The 21978-nt window shown below is 45.3% G+C and carries 20 protein-coding genes; 15 read left to right on the forward strand and 5 right to left on the reverse strand.

Annotated features, from left to right (window positions below):
* Window position 1: 1 nt before the first annotated feature.
* Window positions 2–1078, reverse strand: coding sequence for a WD40 repeat domain-containing protein (locus tag CLV42_RS26355; protein WP_106604926.1), 1077 nt, complete (start codon window positions 1076–1078; stop codon window positions 2–4).
* A gap of 177 nt (window positions 1079–1255) precedes the next feature.
* Between CLV42_RS26355 and CLV42_RS26360 the strand changes: the two genes are divergently transcribed.
* Window positions 1256–1726: a VOC family protein gene (locus CLV42_RS26360; protein WP_106604927.1), complete on the forward strand. Its 471-nt coding sequence runs from the start codon at window positions 1256–1258 to the stop codon at window positions 1724–1726.
* A gap of 34 nt (window positions 1727–1760) precedes the next feature.
* Here the strand turns inward: CLV42_RS26360 and CLV42_RS26365 are convergent, their stop codons facing one another.
* Window positions 1761–2213 carry a hypothetical protein gene (locus tag CLV42_RS26365; RefSeq protein ID WP_106604928.1) on the reverse strand — a complete coding sequence of 151 codons (453 nt, stop codon included), beginning with the start codon at window positions 2211–2213 and terminating at the stop codon, window positions 1761–1763.
* A 340-nt stretch (window positions 2214–2553) separates the two neighbouring features.
* Here CLV42_RS26365 and CLV42_RS26370 point away from each other — a divergent pair, with 340 nt between their 5' ends.
* The 7 genes from CLV42_RS26370 to CLV42_RS26400 all read left to right on the forward strand — a co-directional run bounded on the left by CLV42_RS26370 (window position 2554) and on the right by CLV42_RS26400 (window position 12113).
* Window positions 2554–5409, forward strand: coding sequence for a TIM-barrel domain-containing protein (locus CLV42_RS26370; protein WP_106604975.1), 2856 nt, complete (start codon window positions 2554–2556; stop codon window positions 5407–5409).
* Between the two features lie 105 nt (window positions 5410–5514).
* Window positions 5515–8628, forward strand: coding sequence for a SusC/RagA family TonB-linked outer membrane protein (locus CLV42_RS26375; RefSeq protein WP_106604929.1), 3114 nt, complete (start codon window positions 5515–5517; stop codon window positions 8626–8628).
* Window positions 8629–8646: 18 nt separating this feature from the next.
* Entirely contained in the window at window positions 8647–10212 is a 1566-nt protein-coding gene (locus tag CLV42_RS26380; protein ID WP_106604930.1) for a RagB/SusD family nutrient uptake outer membrane protein, read from the forward strand.
* A 26-nt stretch (window positions 10213–10238) separates the two neighbouring features.
* On the forward strand, window positions 10239–11003 hold the full coding sequence (locus CLV42_RS26385; protein WP_106604931.1) for a hypothetical protein: 765 nt from the start codon (window positions 10239–10241) through the stop codon (window positions 11001–11003).
* Window positions 11004–11224: 221 nt separating this feature from the next.
* Complete coding sequence (locus CLV42_RS26390) at window positions 11225–11677, forward strand: DUF6934 family protein (RefSeq protein WP_106604932.1); 453 nt, start codon at window positions 11225–11227, stop codon at window positions 11675–11677.
* Window positions 11678–11701: 24 nt separating this feature from the next.
* Window positions 11702–11902 (forward strand): hypothetical protein, encoded by a 201-nt coding sequence (locus CLV42_RS26395; RefSeq protein WP_106604933.1) that lies wholly within the window; start codon window positions 11702–11704, stop codon window positions 11900–11902.
* 22 nt (window positions 11903–11924) lie between these two features.
* Window positions 11925–12113 (forward strand): hypothetical protein, encoded by a 189-nt coding sequence (locus CLV42_RS26400; protein ID WP_106604934.1) that lies wholly within the window; start codon window positions 11925–11927, stop codon window positions 12111–12113.
* Between the two features lie 182 nt (window positions 12114–12295).
* Here the strand turns inward: CLV42_RS26400 and CLV42_RS26405 are convergent, their stop codons facing one another.
* Both CLV42_RS26405 and CLV42_RS34215 read right to left on the reverse strand, forming a co-directional pair.
* Window positions 12296–12682 carry a hypothetical protein gene (locus CLV42_RS26405; RefSeq protein WP_106604935.1) on the reverse strand — a complete coding sequence of 129 codons (387 nt, stop codon included), beginning with the start codon at window positions 12680–12682 and terminating at the stop codon, window positions 12296–12298.
* A 99-nt stretch (window positions 12683–12781) separates the two neighbouring features.
* On the reverse strand, window positions 12782–14785 hold the full coding sequence (locus tag CLV42_RS34215) for a glycoside hydrolase family 19 protein (protein WP_106604936.1): 2004 nt from the start codon (window positions 14783–14785) through the stop codon (window positions 12782–12784).
* Between the two features lie 105 nt (window positions 14786–14890).
* Between CLV42_RS34215 and CLV42_RS26415 the strand changes: the two genes are divergently transcribed.
* The 7 genes from CLV42_RS26415 (at window position 14891) to CLV42_RS26445 (ending at window position 20618) form a co-directional block, all read left to right on the forward strand.
* On the forward strand, window positions 14891–15751 hold the full coding sequence (locus CLV42_RS26415) for an alpha/beta hydrolase (protein WP_106604937.1): 861 nt from the start codon (window positions 14891–14893) through the stop codon (window positions 15749–15751).
* Window positions 15752–15864: 113 nt separating this feature from the next.
* Window positions 15865–17115, forward strand: coding sequence for a PAS domain-containing sensor histidine kinase (locus CLV42_RS26420; protein ID WP_106604938.1), 1251 nt, complete (start codon window positions 15865–15867; stop codon window positions 17113–17115).
* A gap of 14 nt (window positions 17116–17129) precedes the next feature.
* Entirely contained in the window at window positions 17130–18188 is a 1059-nt protein-coding gene (locus CLV42_RS26425) for a response regulator (protein WP_106604939.1), read from the forward strand.
* Between the two features lie 87 nt (window positions 18189–18275).
* Window positions 18276–18659: a hypothetical protein gene (locus tag CLV42_RS26430; protein WP_146154484.1), complete on the forward strand. Its 384-nt coding sequence runs from the start codon at window positions 18276–18278 to the stop codon at window positions 18657–18659.
* A gap of 93 nt (window positions 18660–18752) precedes the next feature.
* Complete coding sequence (locus CLV42_RS26435) at window positions 18753–19187, forward strand: MauE/DoxX family redox-associated membrane protein (protein WP_106604941.1); 435 nt, start codon at window positions 18753–18755, stop codon at window positions 19185–19187.
* 86 nt (window positions 19188–19273) lie between these two features.
* Window positions 19274–19492 carry a hypothetical protein gene (locus CLV42_RS26440; RefSeq protein ID WP_106604942.1) on the forward strand — a complete coding sequence of 73 codons (219 nt, stop codon included), beginning with the start codon at window positions 19274–19276 and terminating at the stop codon, window positions 19490–19492.
* Between the two features lie 64 nt (window positions 19493–19556).
* Window positions 19557–20618 (forward strand): hypothetical protein, encoded by a 1062-nt coding sequence (locus CLV42_RS26445; RefSeq protein ID WP_146154485.1) that lies wholly within the window; start codon window positions 19557–19559, stop codon window positions 20616–20618.
* On the opposite strand, the gene CLV42_RS26450 is transcribed toward CLV42_RS26445, so the two are convergent.
* On the reverse strand, window positions 20612–21967 hold the full coding sequence (locus CLV42_RS26450; RefSeq protein WP_106604944.1) for a RagB/SusD family nutrient uptake outer membrane protein: 1356 nt from the start codon (window positions 21965–21967) through the stop codon (window positions 20612–20614). The two genes, CLV42_RS26445 and CLV42_RS26450, sit on opposite strands and share 7 nt — an antisense overlap.
* Between the last annotated feature and the right edge of the window lie 11 nt (window positions 21968–21978).

Raw genomic sequence — 21978 nt, forward strand, 5'->3', positions numbered from 1 at the left:
TCTAGCAAAGCGTTTCCGGGAGATGGTATGTCCTTACTTCGCCGGAGTTGTGCGTCAACAGCAACTGATGTTGCTTCGTCAATGCTACTGTGACAATTTCTCCGGCGTAGTCAATGACTTCATTGGATTTAGTAGTAGGCCGGCCAGCCATATCGTAGGCCCTGATCTCACAACCTTCGGGCATGAGTTCTCCGGTACAGTTTAAACTCTCCCTGTCTATCAGTAACAACCTGCCAAAGCGGGTAAATGTCAGCAGTGTTTTGTCATTCACATACAAGACTACATATTCAACGTTGTCGCCGTCATCTGTAGTGGGGTATTCATTTCTTTCGGCGAACAGCTCATCCCGTTCTAATATCGCCGTCTTTCTTATTTCCGGGAATGAGAACAGTTCAATCCCATCTTCATGATGAGGAGCTGTCACAAACTCTTTCCCATCAGGAGAAAAGCTACCCATGATCCTGTCATGGCATTCGGATAGTTCTTCACAGCTGATCTTCCCATCTTCTAATCGCACGCGATAAAACAGGCTGGCATCCTGTCCGGCGGCCGCCTCCACAATCATCGCGTAATTATCCGGTGTTGGGTAGAACATGTAATTATAGTCCTGGTTTCCATCCATCATCCAGGTATCTATTATTTTATAATCGCATGCGCTTACTGTATACAGGATATCATTCTCCAATGTAGAACTGCCCGGAACAATAAACCAGATCAGTTGTCCATCGGAAGAAAAAGCACAAGGCGATCCGAGGAACTTCCCCCATGGCTCATGCGAAAATGCCCACAACAAATTAGCATCGAGGTCTAATATGCGTATGGTTTCATTGCCGGAAAGTGCCATCATCTTTCCATCCGGGCTTGCAGTGATCATACAGTTGACGTAATTGATCGTCTGTGCCTGCAGGTCTTTCTTCCAGATTTGATTGAAGGAGCTATCCAGTCGGATGACGTGCGGATCTTTGTTGAAATTAAGCAGATATCCACCGTCCGCAAGTTCTGTTATACAGATGGGGTTGGCTTCCAAGGCTAACCGTTGATGGATATTGAGTGGTATTTGTGTAAATATATTTCCCATAAACTCCTGGTACCTGTAAGTTAATGGTAATATTCGAAATTTTAAGGCTCAGTATGGTACATCGCGATGAAAATTAATACTGTCCTAATCTACCCTTATAGATGTCTTCTTCACACCGCTTTTGTAAAAATTTCTAAGGGTAAGTTTGTTGTATCAACGTACCTAAAAACTACTGTTATGCAAAAGATCACTCCTTTCTTATGGTTCGATACCCAGGCGGAAGAGGCAGTAAAACTGTATACTTCCCTTTTTAAGCATTCATCTATCGGAAAGATCAGCCGTTACCCTCCGGGCCTTCCCGGGCAGGAAGGGAAAGTAATGACGGTGGAGTTCAAGCTGGATGGGCAAGACTTTATAGCCCTCAATGGCGGTCCGCACTATTCTTTTACACCTGCTGTGTCTATGTTTATTAAATGTGAAACACAGGAAGAAGTGGACAGGCTATGGGCTGCCCTTTCAGAAGGTGGTACCATAGAGCAATGCGGATGGCTGCGGGATAAGTTTGGCTTGTCCTGGCAGGTAGTACCTAATGGCTTACAGGAGTTGCTGCAGGATAAAGATCCGGGGAGAGCGCAGCGAGCGGCTACGGCGATGATGAAGATGAAGAAACTGGATATTGGAGCGCTGGAAGAAGCGGCAATGGGATGAAAGCCTGCTTATGAGAAATAGAAAAGCCTGCCGGTTAAAGCGGCAGGCTTTTTATTGTCTTCAATACATTACTCACCCAATCTGCATCCTGCTCCTCCACAATGAACGTCCTGAAATTCAACCGGACTCCCTCCTGAGCTACCCCGGGCGAATCATCAATATGCAGATCAATATCGAATGCAGGCGGCAACTTGGATACTGTACCTGCCCCGCCTGATAATGTTTTGTCATGTACTGTTTTGTTAATGATCTTATCCAACCGTATACCGTAAGACAAGAAAAGCCATCTGATATAAGCAGGTGATCGCAGCGAGGTGGTGTAAATGTAAATTTTACAATCCTGCTCCCTTAAGGCCTTCATCAATGTCAGGGTACCCGTCCTGAGCTTCTCGCGGCTCACCAGCCGATGCCAGAACCGTTGTGACTCTGTCGGAAATCGTTTCATGCCCGGGATCAGGGTGTCATCCAGATCAAAAGAAATTGTCATGAGGTTCTAATGCTTTGTCATGCTTTCATACAAGTTACAAGACAATACGCTTCAATCCATTAATGGGGAATAAAAATAAAACATGACACAGTCAATTACTCATGACTGATCTCAGGGGCTCATTTTAAGCACCTGCCTTAACAAATCATACCCTTCCTTTTATCAAACCCCACCTTCCCCACCATCAACTGGTTAACATTTGTACCCCTAATCACAAACAATCCCCTCCCCTGGGTCTTAAAGGGGACTGTTAAATTTGCCTCAACACGTTAGCAATAGAAACTATTGATAATATATTCTATCGGCTGCCAACAATAATTATCAGATCAATTCCATGGATATGAAGAAAAAGAGACTACTCCCGGTCCTGGCGTTTACCTTTTGCATACAGTTCTGCTATGCAGGAAAAATTGAGAGATTTAAGGATGGTTTACTCGTACGGTTAGAAAAGACTACCGCCGGAGGAGTTAAACAGGTAAGGTTACAGGTAATTAATGACAACATTATCAGGGTAACTGCCAGCCCGGCAGATTCCATTTCCGGAACACCCAGCCTCATGGCCGTGATAACCGGTACCCGGGAAGTAAAATGGACCAGTGAGGAGAAAAACAACCAGGCTACATTAAAGACAGGCGCATTAACAGCCAGTATTGATCTGACTACCGGAGAAGTGGTATTCAGGGATCTTAAAGGACAGGTGATCCTGCAGGAAAAACAGGGAGGCGGAAAGACCTTCACCCCTGCCGTGATTGATGGCAAGCCGCTTTATAAATTACAGCAGGTATTTGAGTCACCTGCGGGTGAGGCATTCTATGGACTGGGTCAACACCAGACAGGGTTAATGAACTATAAAGACCAGGACGTGGACCTGACCCAGTACAACTCCGTAGCTGTGATACCCTTCCTGGTATCCAGCAGGCACTATGGTATACTGTGGGACAACTACTCTATTACCCGCTTCGGAGATGACAGACCTTATGAAGAACTGGGCAGTCTCCAGCTATCTGATAAAAATGGGAAAGCCGGTGGCCTGACTGCTACGTATGCGATGCGTAATAAACCAGACAGCATCTTCCTGCAAAGACAGGAGTCGCTGATCGATTTTACCTTTCTGCCCGATCTGAAGAAAATGCCGGCGGGCTACCGAATGGAAAAAGGTGTGATCACCTGGGAAGGAGATATCACGTCTCAGACTGGCGGACAGGAGAAATTCTTTATGACAGGCTCCGGTTACATCAAGGTATGGATAGACGGGCAGTTGAAACTTGACAAATGGAGGGAAGGATGGAACCCTGGTCCTTCTGTATTCCGTCATGAGCTGGACAAGGGAAAGAAATACAAATTTAAGGTGGAATGGATCCCTGAATCCGACCAGGCGTTTGTTTCTGTAAAACATCTCTCCCCTACTCCCGCAAAGCTGCAGAACAAAGCAGCGCTGACGTCAGAGGCAGGCGAAAAGATAGACTATTATTTTGTATACGGCCAGCAGACAGATGATGTTATCAATGGCTATCGTGCTATCACGGGTAAAGCCGCCATTGTTCCAAAATGGGCATTGGGCTACTGGCAAAGCCGGGAACGTTATAAGACACAACGTGATGTGATCGGCACAGTCCAGGAATTCCGCAAAAGGCAGATCCCTCTGGACAATATTGTAATGGACTGGTCTTACTGGAAAGAAGATGCCTGGGGTAGCCAGGAATTCGATCCGCAGCGTTTTCCAGATGCAAAAGGCATGATAGATTCCCTACATGATATCTATCATACTCACTTCATGATATCAGCCTGGCCTAAGTTCTATAAGGATATTCCGAACTATAAGCTCTTTAATGATAATGGCTGGCTCTATAAACAAAGCATTAACGATGGTATCAGGGACTGGATTGGCAAGGGCTATGTATCTACTTTCTATGATGCATTTAATCCCGGCGCCCGTAAGCTGTTCTGGCAACTGCTCAGCAAACACCTCTTCAGTAAAGGCGTGGATGCCTGGTGGCTGGATGCTACAGAACCAGATGTGCTGTCCAACGCCACTATCGACTACCGCAAACAATTGATGAATCCTACTGCGCTGGGACCATCTACACAATACTTCAATTCTTATGCCCTCATGAATGCGAAAGGCATCTATGAAGGTCAGCGTCAGGAGAAACCAGACCAGCGCGTATTCATATTGACACGTTCTGCCTATGCCGGCATGCAACGCTTCGGTGCAGCTACCTGGAGTGGAGACATTGCCGCCCGCTTTGATGAACTGGCAAGACAGATACCAGCGGGACTGAATTTCGGTTTGTCTGGCATGCCTTACTGGACAACAGATATCGGAGGATTTTATGTGGAGGATAAATACGACCAACCTGATCCGCAGGGGGCTGATCTCCAGGAATGGAGAGAGCTGAACACCCGTTGGTTCCAGTACGGTTCATTCTGTCCACTGTTCCGCTCGCATGGACAGTATCCTTATCGCGAGCCGTTTAACATTGCGCCGGAAAATAGTGTCGAATTGACATCAATGATCTATTATGATAAGCTACGTTATCGTTTGATGCCGTATATTTATTCTCTTGCAGGACATACCTATCATCGTGGATATACCATGATGCGTGGCCTGATCATGGATTTCGACAAGGATACAGCTGTCAGGAACATCGGTGATCAGTTTATGTTTGGTCCTGCGCTGCTGGTCAATCCGGTATATACTTATAAAGCACGCAGTCGTAAACTATATCTCCCTGCCAATGCCGGCTGGTATGATCTTTACAACGGTACTTATAATGAAGGTGGACAATACATTACCGCGGATGCTCCGCTGGATAGAATCCCCGTATATATAAAAGCAGGCAGCATTGTTCCTTTCGGTCCGGCTATGCAATACACCGCACAGCGTCCGGCCGATACGATCACATTATATGTATATACAGGAGCTAATGGAAAATTCACACTCTACGAAGATGAGGGTGTCAACTATAATTACGAAAAAGGGCAATACAGTACCATCAACCTCACATACGATGAAGCAGGCCAGACGCTGACAATAGGCAAGCGGGAAGGTAATTTCCCGGGCATGTTGCAGCATAGGACCTTCCGTATTGTGAGAGCAGGGAAGGATAAACCAGTGAGCATGGATTTCGACAACAGGAATGCAACCGTTGTGCTGTATGACGGTACAGCCAAAAAGATATCATTAAAAAATTAACCACTTACATGAAGAAAAAGAAGTATTAAAAACTAACACGTTGTGAATTTATTCACGTTTTGACCATCGATAAAACCATCCCGTAACTACTAACATTCTAACATTATGAAAACTGCTTACAAAATCAGAGATTTTGTGACTGCCTGCATGATTCCCGTTTCATGCGGATTAAGCAGCGTGCTGCTGGTGGCTATGCTGTTGCCCGTCAACGTGGCAATGGCGCAAACAGCTAAAAGAGCGCTTTCCGGAAAGGTAACTGCTGGAAAAGATAATAGTCCATTGCCAGGGGCCAGCGTACGCATTAAAGGCACCAACAATGGCGCCATTACTGATGCCAATGGTGGCTTTAACCTGCAGGTAAGCGATAGCGACTCCCTGGAAGTAACACTTGTAGGCTTTACCAAGCAGGTGATCTCTGCCAGAGGTAAAACATCACTCACCGTTAATCTTTCCGAAGGTGCTACCGGTCTTGACGAGATCGTGGTGGTAGGTTATGGTACCGAAAAGAAAAAACTGGTAACCGGCGCTATTGACCATGTAAATACACAGCAGCTGGAACAGAACCATGCCCTGCGTGTAGATCAGGCCTTACAGGGACAGACTCCCGGTGTACAGATCACTGCTACTTCGGCACAGCCGGGAGAAGGCATGAAAGTGCGCATCCGTGGTACCAGTACTGTTGGTAATGCGGATCCTTTATACATCGTGGATGGTGTACCTACCTCAGATATCAGCTACCTGAACGCGTCAGACATTGCTGCGATGGATGTACTGAAAGATGCAGCATCTTCCGCTATCTATGGTGCGAGGGCAGCCAATGGTGTTGTACTGGTTACCACCCGTAAAGGCCGTGCAGGAAACATGAAAATGTCTTACGACGCTTACTATGGTATACAGAATCCTTCACATAAAGTATCTGTGCTCAATGCACACGACTATGGTGTGATCATGAACGAGATGGCCATTAACTCCGGCTCCGTTCCTTATTTCACCGTAGATCAGCTTAGCAAACTGGGTAAGGGTACTGACTGGCAGGAAGCGATCTACAATAAGAAAGCACCGATGCAAAACCATTCCCTGGCATTTGCAGGTGGCAATGAAACTTCTGTGTTCTCTTCTTCTGTTGCCTATACAAAACAGGAAGGTGTCATCGGCTTAAAAGACCAGTCTCAATATGACAGGCTCTCTTTCCGCATGAACAGCGAGCATAAGATGTACAAGGATATTGTTGTATTCGGTGAAAACGTGACTTATACACAGTCCTCTAAAAGAGGGGTTGGTGTAGGCAATATCTACGGCAATGCTATCCGGTCTGCGTTCACCGTAAGTCCGCTGTTCCCTGTATACAATCCTGATGGCAGCTACGCAAAATCTACTTTCAATGTGCAGGAAGCTAACCCAGTGGCAGTAATGGATTATCAGAACCAGAACAAATCCAAGACTGACCGTATCATGGGTAATACGTACCTGCAGGTATCGCCTATTAAAGGCCTGACACTACGTACTGACTTCGGTATTGATGTGAGCAATAACGATTCGAGAAGTTATACACCGATATACAACCTGTCTACCAACGTAGTAAATGAGCATTCCCGTGCTACACAGGGCATCTACCGCACACATACCTGGAACTGGGATAACACCCTGAACTACCAGCGTGATTTCGGTAAGCATAATGTAGCTGTACTGGTAGGTATGAACTCCAACGAAACCAAAACTTCTTACCTGAATGGTTACAAACAGGACCTGACCAAACAAGGACTGGATAATGCCGTTATTGACAATGGTACTACAGACAGCACACAGCGTATCTTTGGTGCTGATAGTTCTGCTACGCTTTATTCTTATTTCGGACGTATCAGCTATTCTTATGCTGACAAATATATGTTTACCGCTGTAGTAAGATCGGACGCATCTTCCCGCTTCGGCCCGAACAACCGCAGAGGTACTTTCCCATCCTTCTCTATTGGCTGGGTACCTACGAATGAAGATTTCTTCAAACTCTCCTGGGTGGACTTCCTGAAAGTACGTGCAGGCTGGGGACAGAATGGTAACCTCCCTACGGGATATTATCAATACCTGTCTACTATCTCGACACAATACCTGAGTTATTATTTTGGCAGCGGCGACCTTCCTTTTATAGGTGCAGCGCCTGTCAAGATATCTAACCCTGATCTGAAATGGGAAACTTCAGAACAGGCCAACGTAGGTATCGATGCGACACTGTTCAGAGACTTTAACCTGACAGTGGATGTATACCGCAAAACAACAAAGGACTGGCTGGTACCAGTAAACGTACCTGCTGTTTCCGGTGCATCGACAGTACTGATCAATGGAGGTAATGTGCGTAACCAGGGTGTGGAGGTTTCCCTGGGCTACAATCATACCTTCCATGGTCTCTCTGTGGGTGTGAATGGTAATATCGGTGTGAACCGTAATGAAATCACCGATATCCCTAACCGGGAAAAGATCATCAACGGGTCAGGGGGCATCACCTTTGCAAGTATGCCAGAGTTTTACCGTGCGCAGGTAGGTTTCCCGATGGGTTATTTCTACGGATATAAGACAGCTGGCATCTTCCAGAATCAAAATGAAGTGGCTGCCTATGTAAATAAGGACGGCAAGAAAATACAGCCTAATGCCCTTCCTGGTGATGTTCGTTTCCAGGATCTCAATGGCGATGGCGTAATAGACAGCAAGGATGAAACACAGATCGGTAATCCTTATCCTAAGTTCACTTATGGCCTGAACTTCAACCTGGGGTATAAAGGATTCGATTTCTCTGCTTCACTGTATGGTAACTATGGCAACAAGATCTGGGATGGAACGCATGACTTCTCCAGTCCGCTCAGCAATTACAGTACAGAAATACTCGGTCGCTGGACAGGTGAAGGCACCTCTAACCGCATTCCCCGTGTAACAGATGGCGCTGAGCTGAACCAGAACTGGATCCGTTCTTCTGATCTGTACGTACACAATGCATCTTTCCTGCGTATCAAAAGCCTGAACCTGGGATATGATTTCAAGAAGGTGTTACACACATTGCCTTTACAGCAGCTGAGATTATACGTTTCTGCTACCAACCTGTTCACCTTTACACCTTACAAAGGTGTAGATCCTGAAGTAGGTTATGGTCCTACCGGATGGGCTTCCGGCATAGACCTGGGTACTTATCCGCAACCTAAGACTGTACTGGTTGGTCTGAACGTTAAATTCTAATCCGGTAAATCATTCCACATGAAAAAGATCTTCGTATCCATTATAGCAATTGCACTCTTTGCTGCCTGCAGTAAGGACTTCCTGGAGCGTTCGCCTGTAAATGAACAGACGGAAACCTCCTTCTATCAAACACCAGAACAGGCTTTACAGGCACTGGTGTCCGTATACAGCCAGCTCAATATCGGTGACTATGACAACATTCACCTTGTATCAGAAATAGCCAGTGATAACTGCTTTGGTGCTGGTGGTACTTCCGACCTTACATGGAAACAGTGGGACCGCTTTCAGGAAGCATCAAATATAAACTTGGGTCTCTGGCAGAGAGGTTATACAGGTATCTATAGAGCTAATGTATTACTCGCTAAAATAGGCGGCGTAAACTGGGGTGCAGACACCACCCTGAAAACCACCTACTCTGCTGAAGCCCGCTACCTGAGAGCATACTTCTACTTTGACCTGGTACGCGTATTTGGTAATATTCCACTGGTAACCAAACCGCTCACTGTTTCCGAGTATAATATGCCGCAGGCGGCTCCGGCAGACATATATAAGCTGATAGCCGAAGACCTGCAATATGCAGCCAATAATCTGCCCGCCACCGCATATCAGGGTATCTCTCCCAACAACTACGGCCGGGCTACCAAATGGGCGGCACAGGCGCTGTTAGGCCGTGTATATCTGTATTATACCGGTTACTATAATCAACCGGATCTGGCAGGTGTTGTTAACAAAACACAAATGATCAATTACCTGGACAATGTCATCAACGCCAGCGGATACGGACTGGTAGACAGCTTCCCTCGTCTGTGGCAGGCATCAGGAAGGTCGTTTGTAGGAGAAGACAATAAAGAAACTGTCTGGTCCATCAAATTTACCTACAAAGGCCTGGGCAACTGGAACCAGCATAATGGTAACCGCATGCAGGTAGATATCGGTATCCGCAGCCAGGTGATTGGCCCTTACTACAAAGGATGGGGCGCCGGTACTGTGACACCTAAATTATGGAATGCCTATGATGCTACTGATACCCGGAGAGGCGCCAGCATTATTTCCATTGAGGATGAAAACCTGACAGCATATGCTATTGGCGACCAGTCGCAGTACACCGGTTATTTCTGGAAAAAATATATGCCGTTGAATGATGGTAATGCAGATAGCAAGGGAGGTAATTTTCAAATCGACAATTATTTTGATGACATTATTATCCGTTATTCAGACGTGCTGCTGATGGCGGCAGAACTGAATCTCGATGTTGATCTATCCAAGGCGCAGAACTACTACAACCAGGTTCGTGACAGGGCATTCCTGAACACGACCAGTCGTAAAACACTGACCGGCGATGCCAATGGTAAAAAGCTGATCATGGAAGAACGCCGCCTGGAATTTGCATTGGAAGGACAGCGCTACTGGGACTTACTGCGTCAGGGCTTAAGCGTTGCCAAAGCTGCTATTGACAATAGCGGTGGTGATAGCCAGTTCGATGTAGGTTTCCGTACAGAAACACAGGGACTGTTTAAGATCCCTGAACAGGAGATCAATCTGTCAAGCGGTGTTTATAAACAAAATACCGGCTGGTCTAACTAATGTCGAATCATTCAAAAAACTGCATTATGAAAAAGTTTATCACCTTATCCCTGCTTGCATTATCGGCTGTGCTGGTATCCTGTACAAAGGAAGATGAAAAGAGTCTTGGCGGACCATCTATCGCTAAGAGCGATGTGAAGTTCTCCGTTACACAGCAACAGGGACATGACAATATAGTAATGTTAAATAGCCTGACACAGGGCGGATATATTCCCTACTGGGAGTTTACCGGTGGTTTCTCTAAAAAGAAGCTGGATACTATCAATCTGCCTTTTGCGGGAGACTATACCGTTCGTTATACTATCTATACACAGGGCGGCCCATTAGCTGATTCTGCAAAGATCACTGTTTCACAAAACGATCCTCAGTATTTTTCCAGCCCTATGTGGAATCTGCTGGCCAATGCACAGGATGGCAAGACATGGGTATGGGCATCTGATATTCCGGGGGGCATCTGTTATGGCAATGGTTCTGGTGGAGCAACAGCGCCCGAATGGTGGCAGAACGGCATCGCCTATCTGACACAAAAGGACGTGGCCGCAGATGAAATGACTTTTGATCTGAAGGGTGCGAAAAACTATACGTTTACGCATGCAGGTGCTTCACAGAAAGCGCTGTTTGAACTGGACACTTTAAATAAGACGTTGAAGATAACAGGTAGTGACATCAGCCTCGGTAACAAGGTTACATACGTGATCGTAAAACTGACCGCCGACGAACTCACCCTGGCACAGCAGGGTGATGGCTGGAGGAACATCTGGATGTACAAAAGGAAGGGATTTAGTTATTAGTTTACGGGATTTTAAGATGGATGAGAAAAGGGATGAAGTTTCGTACTTCATCCCTTAATTTTTTTTGAAAAAAAGTTGAAGGGAAATTTTGAGATGTTGAGAAAAGGTGTAATTTAGTGATAGAGAAAACGCCACCCCTGATGTTACAAGTCAGGGGTGGCGTTTTTTTTTATTGTCATATGTTCAGAATAAAAACCATTGTTTAAGTTAAAACCGGGGGAATGCATTTAGATCATTATTTGTTTACAATGACTTCAAAAACCGACAGAAAAACTGATTATGAATTTACCAGTATTGGTCCCAAAGGAGAAATTAAAAAGACAGTACGATTTATGAGAATAAGCCACAACTTTTATAATCTCTCATTCGGCGAAATAGATAAAAGAACCAATGGAATTGTTGATAATGTAAACTCAGGCAATAACGATCATGAGATGATATTGACAACTGTAGCTGCAGTGGTTGAATCCTTTACTATTGATCGCCCAGATTCATTTATATATGTTGAAGGTAGCACACCTTCAAGGACAAGATTATATAGGATTTGTATCACAAAATACTTGAGTGATATTACTAATCAATTTAAAATATTTGGTTACCAAAATAACGAATGGCAAAACTTTACACAGAACCAAGCATATAATGCTTTCCTTGGCATAAGAAATCTCTCATAATAGTAAATAACAAAATCATTATTTATGGAAAATGTCATCTCAAAAAGACAAATAACGAGGACTGATGAGTTTCTAATAAAGCATAATATTATGGTCGAAACACGACCCGATATGACTCTTGAAGAAATTTTGGCAATATGTCCGTTTACAAGAAAAAAGTATGAACAGGCAAAAGCTACATTGGAGAGATGTCCATTCCCTATGGAATTACTGTTCAAAAAATAATCCAATCATTAAATCATCATTCATGGAAAATGTAATCTCAAAAAGACAAAAGGAAAGTACCCACGAAAGAAAAGATAATATTGTGGTCCCTATACGACCTGATATGACTCTTGAAGAAGTTTTCAAAATACGTCCCTTTGCAAGGAAAAAACACGAGGAGGCAGTAGCCATGTTGGCCAAGTACCCTATTCCTAAAGAGCTACTGCTTTAGAATGAACTGCAAATGAATAATTCCAATCATTAAAATCACCATTCACAAAATGTAATCTCAAAAAGATAAAGACAAAGACTCATGGAAGGAATAAAGATATCATGATTGCCTTACGGCTGAAGGAAAATCATACTAAAACAACTATAAAGAAAAAGGCGCCTCTGTTACGAGACGCCTTCCTTTTATTTAATAACTACTGTATCTATCTGGTAATCATTTTCTCCGGAAACAAATTTCAGGTAATAAGTACCGGGCGTCTTTTCTGTCAGTTTATAGGACGCTTTCCTTTCAGGAATATCCATGGTGCACATACAACCTTTATATACTGCTTCTACAGTGATTGTACGGGTATTGCCGCTTTTCTTTTCATTGAATTGATGAAACTGTCCGCAGCCATTGTTTACGTTAAAATAAACGGTAGTAGCGCCATCTTTACCGGCCGATGCTTTATCGATCCTGGTAACATGGACTTTTTCATACTTTACGCAATCCTGCGCAGGGGCATTCTTCTTGCTACATCCGGCCATGACAACTACAGCCAGGGAAATAAAGGTTAATGATCTTCTCATGAAAAATTAATTTAAGCCCCTTCCCTGCTTATGGAAAGGGAACTGTAACACTTAACGCATGAGATATGCCTTTGGTTACAGCTCCCTTAAAAATTAACTTTATTTCAATCTTACGATCTTGCTGGTGCCGATCACACCGAACCTGCCTTTATCTGCCTTTAAGATCCATACGCCGGCAGGTACTTTGCTGATATCCAGCTGTACCTGTTGAGTGCCCTTACCGGCAGGTGTCACCACCTGCTGCAGTACAATCTGGCCTGTTTTCGTATTCACGAGCGACAACAGCACTTTTTCTGTACCACCGTCCACTGCAACGCTCAGGGTATTGCCTGTAACGGGGTTCGGATATACTTTCAATGATCCCTTAGCAATAGTGCTTTGATCATCTGCAACAACAGCTGTTGTTACACTGGTAAGAGAAGCGGAACAGTTACTTACGAATGTCCATGGTTTGCCGTCGCCGGTGTTCTGGTCAGGCTGATCGCCCTGTGTCCACCATTTAGCCTGGTAGATCTTCTTGCCATATGCTACTTTAGTACCTGCGGTATAGATACCTCCTTGTGTCCAACCTGCTATACCATCGCAAGGCTGGCCGGTACCACCACCATCGCCACCATTGCCGTTACAGGCGCCTACAACAGCCCAGGTGGTATTAGTGCCTGGCACATCGCCACTGCCAGCCCACCACTGGTTACGATAGATGACATTGTTGTACTTAACGATATTGCCGGCAGTCTCATAGATCTTCGTAGACTCCCAGGCCGGCAGGGAAGCACAACCTTCAAAGGTCTGGGTGTTCCATATTGTAAATGAGATGGTTGTTACGATGGAATCTTTACCATTCCTCAGACCTACTGCAGTAGCTGTCTGGGCGCCATAAGCTGTAGGTGTCCATTGTACGCTGGTGCCTGACAGTCGCAAGCCACCTATTTTGATAAAAACCTGCGTAATCTCATTCCTTGGATCACTCTTAGATACCGTCAGTGTAACTGGCGCTAAAGAAGTGACACCCATGATGCCGTTGGACGGTGATGTAAATTTCAGGGCAGTGATCTGCGCACACTCCGTATTGTCAATAGCAAAAGGGGGCATTGTAGCGCAACCGCAGTTAGCGGCGTTATTACCACCGTTCAGTTCCATACTCACCTGTTTGATGCCGGTATAACGCTGATAGTGACCAATACGGCCGAGTACCTTGGTATTCTCTGTACCGCTGCCGCATTCAATACCACCATTGATGATATTGACAGTAGCGCCAAAACCAGGTTTAAGTCCTGCAGCCTGCTGAGAGGCTGTTGGTGTCCATTTGCCGGAGATCATCACATCATGACAGGAAGGTTTAGGATATTGTTGTGCCATCCAAAACCAGATGCCTGTTTCGAAAGCGATCACACCGTCCTGGATCACTTTCTCCGGGTTGGCCAGTAATACGTTCTTGTCGCCGAAGATAAATTCACTTGCCTGTCCGTAGTTATAGTTATAACTCAGCTGTATAGGACCACGGCCGTGATAGGATTTGCCGGGAGCGGGCGGATACATAGGATCGTCAATACGGTAACCGATATTATTGGTTCCTTCATATCCCACTTCTTCGCGGAAATAAAGACCCCAGGCGTATGGTCCGCCGGGAGCGGTAGGCCAGCCACCGGTCGTCTCCTGGGAAATGTTGGCCAGGAATGCTGACAGTTCTCTCTTGCGGGCGCTCAGGTCTCCTTCGCCGGCAAAGGTGGCATAGTCGATCGTTTCCTGAATGATGGCGTTGGAAGAAATGTCGAAATCAGCATCCTTGCGGATCACCACTGTAGCACCGGTAGTTTTGTCTACACGGGTCAGCTTATACGCGTTGGTGGCACAACGTCTTTCTGAAAGGATTTTGATGTTGGACATACGTCTTACTGCTTCTGTAAAGTTGGCATAAGAGTAAAAGTCCTTAGCGGGCGTACTGGGGGGTATACCGCTACCCGACCGGTCGTCCGGGTTGAACCGGTGCGGGAACATTACATCCCAGTCTGCACTGGTAATCACATCACTAATTGTCTGGGCATTGGCTGCCGACATGCAGCATAGCAACAGGAAGGTTACAATGAAACGTGCTCTTTTCATAGATAGAGGATTTGGTACCTGGCGGTACGATGATTATTTTGAGTCGCGTCAAATATAAGAATTCCTGATTCTTTTGCTATTTTGTTTTCACAAATGATCCTCGATATGAAAAATCTATTCTACACCCTTCTTTTATCAGTAATATCTATGCAGGTTTTGGCGCAAACGCAGGAAAAGGATATTATCCATTTATGGCCGGGAGCAGTGCCCGGGGAAACTGGTCCTAAAAAACCTGCAGTTCCCACAAAGGATACCAGTAATGGCGTAATTCGCCTAACCGATGTAACCGATCCGCTGATGCAGGTCTTTATGCCGGAAAAGGGCAAGGCGAATGGCGCAGGGGTGGTTGTATGCCCCGGTGGTGGTTACCAGATCCTCGCTATCAACCTGGAAGGTTATGAAATAGCCAAATGGCTGAATGAACAGGGCTTTACGGTGTTTGTGCTGCAATACCGGGTGCCACAGAAGCAGGAAGGGGCTTTGCAGGATGTACAACGCGCTATCCGCATTGTGCGCAGCAGGGCAGCAGAATGGCAATTGCGGCCGGAAAAGATCGGCGTACTGGGATTTTCTGCCGGCGGCAGCCTGAGTGCCCGGGCCAGCACCCTGTATAATAAACAGACTTATACTCCCATTGATGCCAGTGACAGCAGTTCTGCCCGTCCTGATTTTACACTGCTGATCTACCCTGCTTATCTTGACCTGGGACCTAACCACAGTATCACACCTGAACTCCAGATAAATGAACATACCCCTCCCACCTTCGTGTTTGCCACTGCAGATGACTATTACTCTAACAGTGCACTGGTAGTAACAGGCGCCCTGAGAGATGCCAAAGTACCGGTAGAATTGCACCTGTATGCCAAAGGAGGACACGGTTACGGCCTCAGACCGGGTAATAAAGCCGGATTGGCCTGGACCACACTGGCTGCCAGGTGGCTGGATAGGAATGTAAGGGAAAAATGAGCATTATCATTCCGGGGGGTGACCACCATCATATGACCGTATGTTCCTGAAGTGGAATTTTACAGTCTATAAAGTATATTTACTGCGTATTCTTTTCACAGTAAGTATATAATATGAAGAAGTGGTTTAATAAGCTGATGGCAATGCTCCCTGGTAACAATGTATACAAGAAGGAATATAATAAAGAATTGCAGCGCTTCGAAGCGCTGTTCAATTATGCCAGTATTGGTATACTTGTTACCAATCAGCAGGGGCAGATTGTACTGATCAATGATTTTGCCCTGACCCAATTCGGGTATGACCGGGATGAACTGGTGGGAGAATACATTGAACGACTGCTGCCGAAACGTTTCCGTGACAGGCATGTGGATCACCGTAACCATTACAACCATCATCCACAGAGCCGCCCAATGGGAATAGGGCTGGATCTTTTCGCCTCCAAAAAGGACGGAACGGAGTTCCCCGTGGAGATCAGTCTGAGCCAATATAAGCATGAGGAAGGAGCTTTCGTGATCGCCTATATCAATAATATCACTGAAAGGAAGAAGGCAGAAGAAAAGATCGAGAAGCTGAACAATGAGCTGGAGCACAAGATCAGTGAACGTACGCAGCAGCTGACCAATGCACTGGAGCAGCTGGAACATTCCAAGCAGGAAGTGATGGCGGCCCTCGACAAGGAGAAAGAGCTGAGTGAACTGAAATCACGGTTTGTGTCTATGGCATCGCACGAGTTCCGCACTCCCCTCAGTACTATTCTGTCTTCCGCTTTCCTGGTGAACCAATATACCACGGAAGCAGAACAGCCTAAACGTAGCAAACATATCCAGCGTATCATTTCTTCTGTTACTTTACTCACCGAAGTACTCAATGATTTCCTTTCTGTAGGAAAAATAGAAGAAGGTGGTGTACAGGTGCGCAGCATTACATTTGATATTGTGCAGCATATCAATAGCACCATACAGGAACTGCAGGATATTGTGCAGGAAGGACAGCGGATCACCTATGAGCATGAGGGCGCTACTTCCGTACATCTTGACCCTTCCCTGCTGAAACACATCCTGTTAAATCTGCTGGGAAATGCCATCAAATTCTCTGGGAAACATACTGTTATAGCAGTACATACTGAACATACAGGAAATAGTGTAATATTGAAGGTGAAAGATGCCGGTATTGGTATATCCCATGAGGATCAGCAACACCTTTTCGAGCGTTTCTTCAGGGGTAACAATGTAAGCAATATCCAGGGAACTGGTCTTGGTCTGCATATTGTGAGCAGATACGCTGAGCTGATGAATGGAAACATTACCTGTGAAAGTGTACTTAATGAAGGCACCACCTTTATTGTCACTTTCCGGCAATCATAATTAAAAGAATGACAATGAAAACGATCCTGCTGATAGAAGATAACGACGATATCCGTGACAACACTGCCGAGATACTCGAACTGGCCAATTACAAAGTACTGACGGCTGAGAACGGGAAAACCGGGGTAGAAATGGCATTGGAGCATTTACCAGACCTGATTGTGTGTGATATTATGATGCCGGTGCTGGACGGATATGGTGTATTACATTTGCTACAGAAAAATCCGAAGGTGGAAGATACTCCCTTCATCTTTCTTACCGCCAAAAGTGAACGCGGAGATTTCCGGAAAGGTATGGAAATGGGTGCGGATGATTATATTACAAAACCTTTCAGCGGTACTGATCTGCTGAACGCGGTAGAAAGCCGTTTAAAAAAATCAGAACTTAAAAAACAGGTACTACCTGCAGATATGGAAGGACTACAACAACTGCTGCTGACAGCTACAGGCGCTAATCCTCTGAAAAAACTAATGGAAGAGGGTAATACAGATAAGTATAAGAAGAAACAACTGATCTACCAGGAAGGGAACAGACCTACCAGCCTTTATTTTATTGAAAAAGGCCGTGTTAAAACATACAAGGTCAACAATGATGGAAAGGAGCTGGCTGTGAACCTTTACAGTGCCGGTGAATTCCTGGGTTATGTAGCCCTGCTTGAGGGCAGCAATTACCATGAGAATGCGGAAGCACTGGAAGCTTGTGAACTGACTGCCATTCCCAGGGAAGATTTCGAAGCCCTGATCAATAGCAACCGCGAGGTAGCGCAACAATTTATCAGGCTACTGGCTAAAAATATCACTGAGAAAGAACAGCAGTTATTACATCTGGCATATAGCTCCCTCCGTAAGAAAGTAGCGGAAGCGCTACTCTTCCTCAAGAAAAAATACCATCACGTTACTGACCAGCCATTTTCCATTGATATATCGAGGGAGAACCTTGCTACAATTGCCGGTACAGCTACTGAATCGATGATACGTACGCTGGGCGATTTCCGCGATGAGAAATTATTGGAAATAAAACAGGGAGTGATCACCATCCTCAATGAACAGAAACTGGCTAACCTGGTGAATTAATGATAAAAATCAGTTTTTGCGCTGATGCAGGTCCTGTGTAGCGGACAGGCAACTATCTACCTTTATATAAGACAAGATAGTTTTGTAATGGAATCTCTGCTAAATGAATTAACTGCATTCAGAAAACAGCTGGCGGCACTTGAAAATCAAAATATCGGGCTGAAGATACAGCTTGCACATATATTGCAATATCATTTTGATCGTTCACAGCTGGACAAGCTGGAATATTTTCATACCGCTTTCCTCCAGCTGGATACCCGTTTCGACGGCTTAAAAAGTGAGCTGGCCCTGCATCAGGCCTGGCTGTCTGACCCGGATATGAATAGCATCAACTATGATAACATCCGTGCGCATCAACTGCACATCTGGGGCAAGTTAAACACAATGGATGCTGATGTACAGAAACTGAAATCCCTCTTCAGTGATTATCTGCAGGAACACTTTCCCAGCGGTGCTAAATCAACAATATAAGTTACCACATTATTCTTTCATACTTTAAGTACTCTGATAAAATACTTTAAATGATTTAGAAATTTATCCTATATTGGAGACGCGTTATATCCTATGTCAAGAAAACTACTGTTGGACATCCTTGCGGCATTGCTGGTATTCCTTTTTATCTATACCAGTATAAGCAAGTTGCTGGATTATGATACTTTCAGAAGGCAACTGGGACAATCGCCTTTTATCACTTTGTACGCTCCTGTAATTGCATGGGCATTACCCGTAGGGGAAATAGTTATTGCATGCTTTCTTTTATACCCGCGCACACGGCTGGCAGGGTTCTATCTTTCGTTCTTCCTGCTCTGTCTTTTCACGTTTTACCTGATGGCTATGCTGAGGCTTAGTTATTTCATTCCATGTTCCTGTGGAGGCGTATTGCAGCATCTTTCATGGAACGCACACATTGTCTTTAATATCATCTTTGTCATATTTGCAACTATTGGGGTACTGCTGCAGGATAAACAGGAACAGACACCTGCACAATCAACTCTCTGAGTTTCTGAAACCAACCGGCATTAAACAGGGGGAGCCGAAAACCTTCAGAACAGAGTAGGCATGTATTACATTTAATAAAACACACCATGAAAAAGACACTATCTTTAGCGTTCTTCGCTGCCCTATGCGCAGCAGGGACTGCTTTTGCTGGTAAGCTGAACGCGGATCCGCAATGGATGCTCAATGACGACACCATTGTAACCGGTACATCTACCCAGATCAAAGTTCTCTATTGCCCGGGGCCAAACAATGTTCAATGTGCAGTAAGCCTGGATGGTAATGTTACCATCATCAGAAAAACCTGATTACCTGTTAATAACAGGAAGCCTTATGCACGAGGCTTCCTGTCATGCCTTCCAATCCTATCCTATGAAAAAACGTATTTATTACCTTTCTTCGCTGTTACTGGCAGCATTTTTAATCGTTGTTATACTCGTCTATACCGCATCTTCACCGAACAAGCAACCCAATGGCTTCAGGCGGTCATATCTGCTGACTACTCCCCTTACACCTTATATGGCTATTCCTACGCATGACCGGATACTGGACATTGCAGGGTTTGACGATAGCACCTTTTATTTCTCTACTACTGATCCTGCAACGATGTTCTCCTCCTCTATGAAAGCAGGATCACGTATAGATACATTTCAGATTGCCCTCCGGCAGTCGTTGAAAGATTCCATGGGCAGTTACTTTTTTACTGAAGTGAATCAAGGGCAATTCTTTGTGTATGCATACAACATTCCCGCTATCAATAAGACAGGCCGTACGGGCCTTGGCACATCGGGTGCATATGCTACATTCCCTGCAGGTGGTTTTTCACAGGCACATGTTTTACGCAATGGTAAGCATATCATGCTGCGTAAGCTGGATCTCAAAGAAAAAGACCAGTTCTTTACGCGTGTAACACTTGACAGCGACAGCACACTTACAGGAAATGGGCTGTCGGCGATACGTCGTGACGGCGGGATGAGTACAGATGGCTCTTTGAATTACGATAAAACAAGCGGATTGTTCACCTACGTTTATTACTACAGTAATCAATACTTCACGTTTGACAGCGCTATGCACCTGATCAGTGAAGGGACTACCATCGATACATTCACTGTGTCCAGATTTAATATATCTACGACTATGGCCGGCAAAAACGTCTATATGAACCAGGGCCCCGATCAGATGGTCAATGGTTTCAGTTGTGTATATAACGGCGTTATGTATGTACAGGCCAAATTAAAAGCTGATAATGATGATGACAGGTTATTTCATGAGCATCGCGTGATTGACCAATATGATCTGCACACGAACAAGTATCTGGGTAGTATTTATCTTAACATTCCGGTAAGTGCAAGGATCAATCAGCTTTTCGTTTATGATGACAAGTTACTGGTACATTGTACAGACAGTGTATACGCTATAAAAATCCGTTACTGATATCCGTTATTCTGTGTCAGGTGGGGATTCCTGTTCCGCTCTTCCTGTGGAATAGGATACAATGCCGCGGTGGATTTCCAGCCCGGCTTTATAGTTTTCATCACTGTATCCAGATGACCGGTGCGATGCAGGCTAAACCATCGGTCTCCCCATTCTGTAAACAGCTCCATCCTTCTCTCCCGCTCTACCAGCGGCAGACAGGAATCTCTTATTGTAGTATCTGATAAAGCGGGGAGCCCGGCTCTTTCCCGCAGCACATTGAGGTCCGCAAGGGCATCACGGCAATTGTCCAGGTGTGCGAATGCTTCTGCACGGATGAGATATTGTTCTTCTATCCGCAATACCATCAGGTACTCTTCTTTTCCTGCTATTGCAGCTGTCCTGTTCCTGTATTTATAACAGTTGTAATAAGTGGATCCTCCGTAGGTGAAAGGTTTTGTCCAGCTGTTCTTTCTCTTATCTGCTGTATCGAACGACTGCATAAAATCTTCCGTAAAAGGATAAAAGGAAAAACTACCCTCAGAAGGAAGAAAGGTCTGACCCAGTAGTGTATAACCTTCACTTCTCCAGACCTGCAGAATAGCAGGCCGGCTATTACGCAGGAATACGCTGTCGGGTGAGATAAGCGGCGTATATATCCCTGCATTGATCACCTGTGAGGATAGTGCAATAGCATTTTCCCAATTACCTCTCTGCAGTTGTACTCTTGCCAGCAAGGCGATGGCTGCCCATCTGTTGGCTCTTACCTTTTCCCCGGTATTATAAGAAACAGGTAATAACTGGCTGGCATAATTCAGATCAGCAATGATCTGATTGTAAACGGAATCTATGCCCGTGCGCGGCGCTAACGCGGTCTGATTAACATCTGTGGTAACGATCAGCGGTACATCTCCCCAGCAGTTGACCAGGTAATAATAACAGAATGCGCGTACGAATTCGGCCTCGCCTTTCAGTTGCTGTGCTTTTTCGAAGGATAGTCCGTTGGAGGTAGCCAGTCCTTCCAATACGGCATTGGCGCCATAGATCACTTTATACAGCTCTCTCCAGGAAGATAATAAAGGAGCATCAGTAGGCAGGATCGCATTATTTACATAACGAAGATGCGTACCGTTGAAGGTATTCAGCTCGTCGGCCGTCATGCCGTTGATCACCGGTAGCAGATTGCTGTCGAAATATCCGGAGAGTGAATAATACAGATCTGCAACCGCTGCATCTGCCAGGGCATCATTGGAAAAGACCGATCCTGCCGGTATTTCATCAGACGGTGCATCTACTGTGATCAGCTTCTTACAGGAGGTGATCAGCAATAGGGTGAAAATAAGATAGTATATTCGATAATGTTGTGGCATTGCCTGTCAGC

It is taken from the genome of Chitinophaga ginsengisoli (assembly GCF_003014595.1).
Taxonomy (GTDB): Bacteria; Bacteroidota; Bacteroidia; order Chitinophagales; family Chitinophagaceae; genus Chitinophaga; species Chitinophaga ginsengisoli.

Coding starts and splice junctions, on each gene's coding strand:
- CLV42_RS26355 (WP_106604926.1), bottom strand. CDS start 1,078: ATGGGAAATATATTTACACAAATACCACTCAATATCCATCAACGGTTA.
- CLV42_RS26360 (WP_106604927.1), top strand. CDS start 1,256: ATGCAAAAGATCACTCCTTTCTTATGGTTCGATACCCAGGCGGAAGAG.
- CLV42_RS26365 (WP_106604928.1), bottom strand. CDS start 2,213: ATGACAATTTCTTTTGATCTGGATGACACCCTGATCCCGGGCATGAAA.
- CLV42_RS26370 (WP_106604975.1), top strand. CDS start 2,554: ATGAAGAAAAAGAGACTACTCCCGGTCCTGGCGTTTACCTTTTGCATA.
- CLV42_RS26375 (WP_106604929.1), top strand. CDS start 5,515: ATGAAAACTGCTTACAAAATCAGAGATTTTGTGACTGCCTGCATGATT.
- CLV42_RS26380 (WP_106604930.1), top strand. CDS start 8,647: ATGAAAAAGATCTTCGTATCCATTATAGCAATTGCACTCTTTGCTGCC.
- CLV42_RS26385 (WP_106604931.1), top strand. CDS start 10,239: ATGAAAAAGTTTATCACCTTATCCCTGCTTGCATTATCGGCTGTGCTG.
- CLV42_RS26390 (WP_106604932.1), top strand. CDS start 11,225: ATGCATTTAGATCATTATTTGTTTACAATGACTTCAAAAACCGACAGA.
- CLV42_RS26395 (WP_106604933.1), top strand. CDS start 11,702: ATGGAAAATGTCATCTCAAAAAGACAAATAACGAGGACTGATGAGTTT.
- CLV42_RS26400 (WP_106604934.1), top strand. CDS start 11,925: ATGGAAAATGTAATCTCAAAAAGACAAAAGGAAAGTACCCACGAAAGA.
- CLV42_RS26405 (WP_106604935.1), bottom strand. CDS start 12,682: ATGAGAAGATCATTAACCTTTATTTCCCTGGCTGTAGTTGTCATGGCC.
- CLV42_RS34215 (WP_106604936.1), bottom strand. CDS start 14,785: ATGAAAAGAGCACGTTTCATTGTAACCTTCCTGTTGCTATGCTGCATG.
- CLV42_RS26415 (WP_106604937.1), top strand. CDS start 14,891: ATGAAAAATCTATTCTACACCCTTCTTTTATCAGTAATATCTATGCAG.
- CLV42_RS26420 (WP_106604938.1), top strand. CDS start 15,865: ATGAAGAAGTGGTTTAATAAGCTGATGGCAATGCTCCCTGGTAACAAT.
- CLV42_RS26425 (WP_106604939.1), top strand. CDS start 17,130: ATGAAAACGATCCTGCTGATAGAAGATAACGACGATATCCGTGACAAC.
- CLV42_RS26430 (WP_146154484.1), top strand. CDS start 18,276: ATGGAATCTCTGCTAAATGAATTAACTGCATTCAGAAAACAGCTGGCG.
- CLV42_RS26435 (WP_106604941.1), top strand. CDS start 18,753: ATGTCAAGAAAACTACTGTTGGACATCCTTGCGGCATTGCTGGTATTC.
- CLV42_RS26440 (WP_106604942.1), top strand. CDS start 19,274: ATGAAAAAGACACTATCTTTAGCGTTCTTCGCTGCCCTATGCGCAGCA.
- CLV42_RS26445 (WP_146154485.1), top strand. CDS start 19,557: ATGAAAAAACGTATTTATTACCTTTCTTCGCTGTTACTGGCAGCATTT.
- CLV42_RS26450 (WP_106604944.1), bottom strand. CDS start 21,967: ATGCCACAACATTATCGAATATACTATCTTATTTTCACCCTATTGCTG.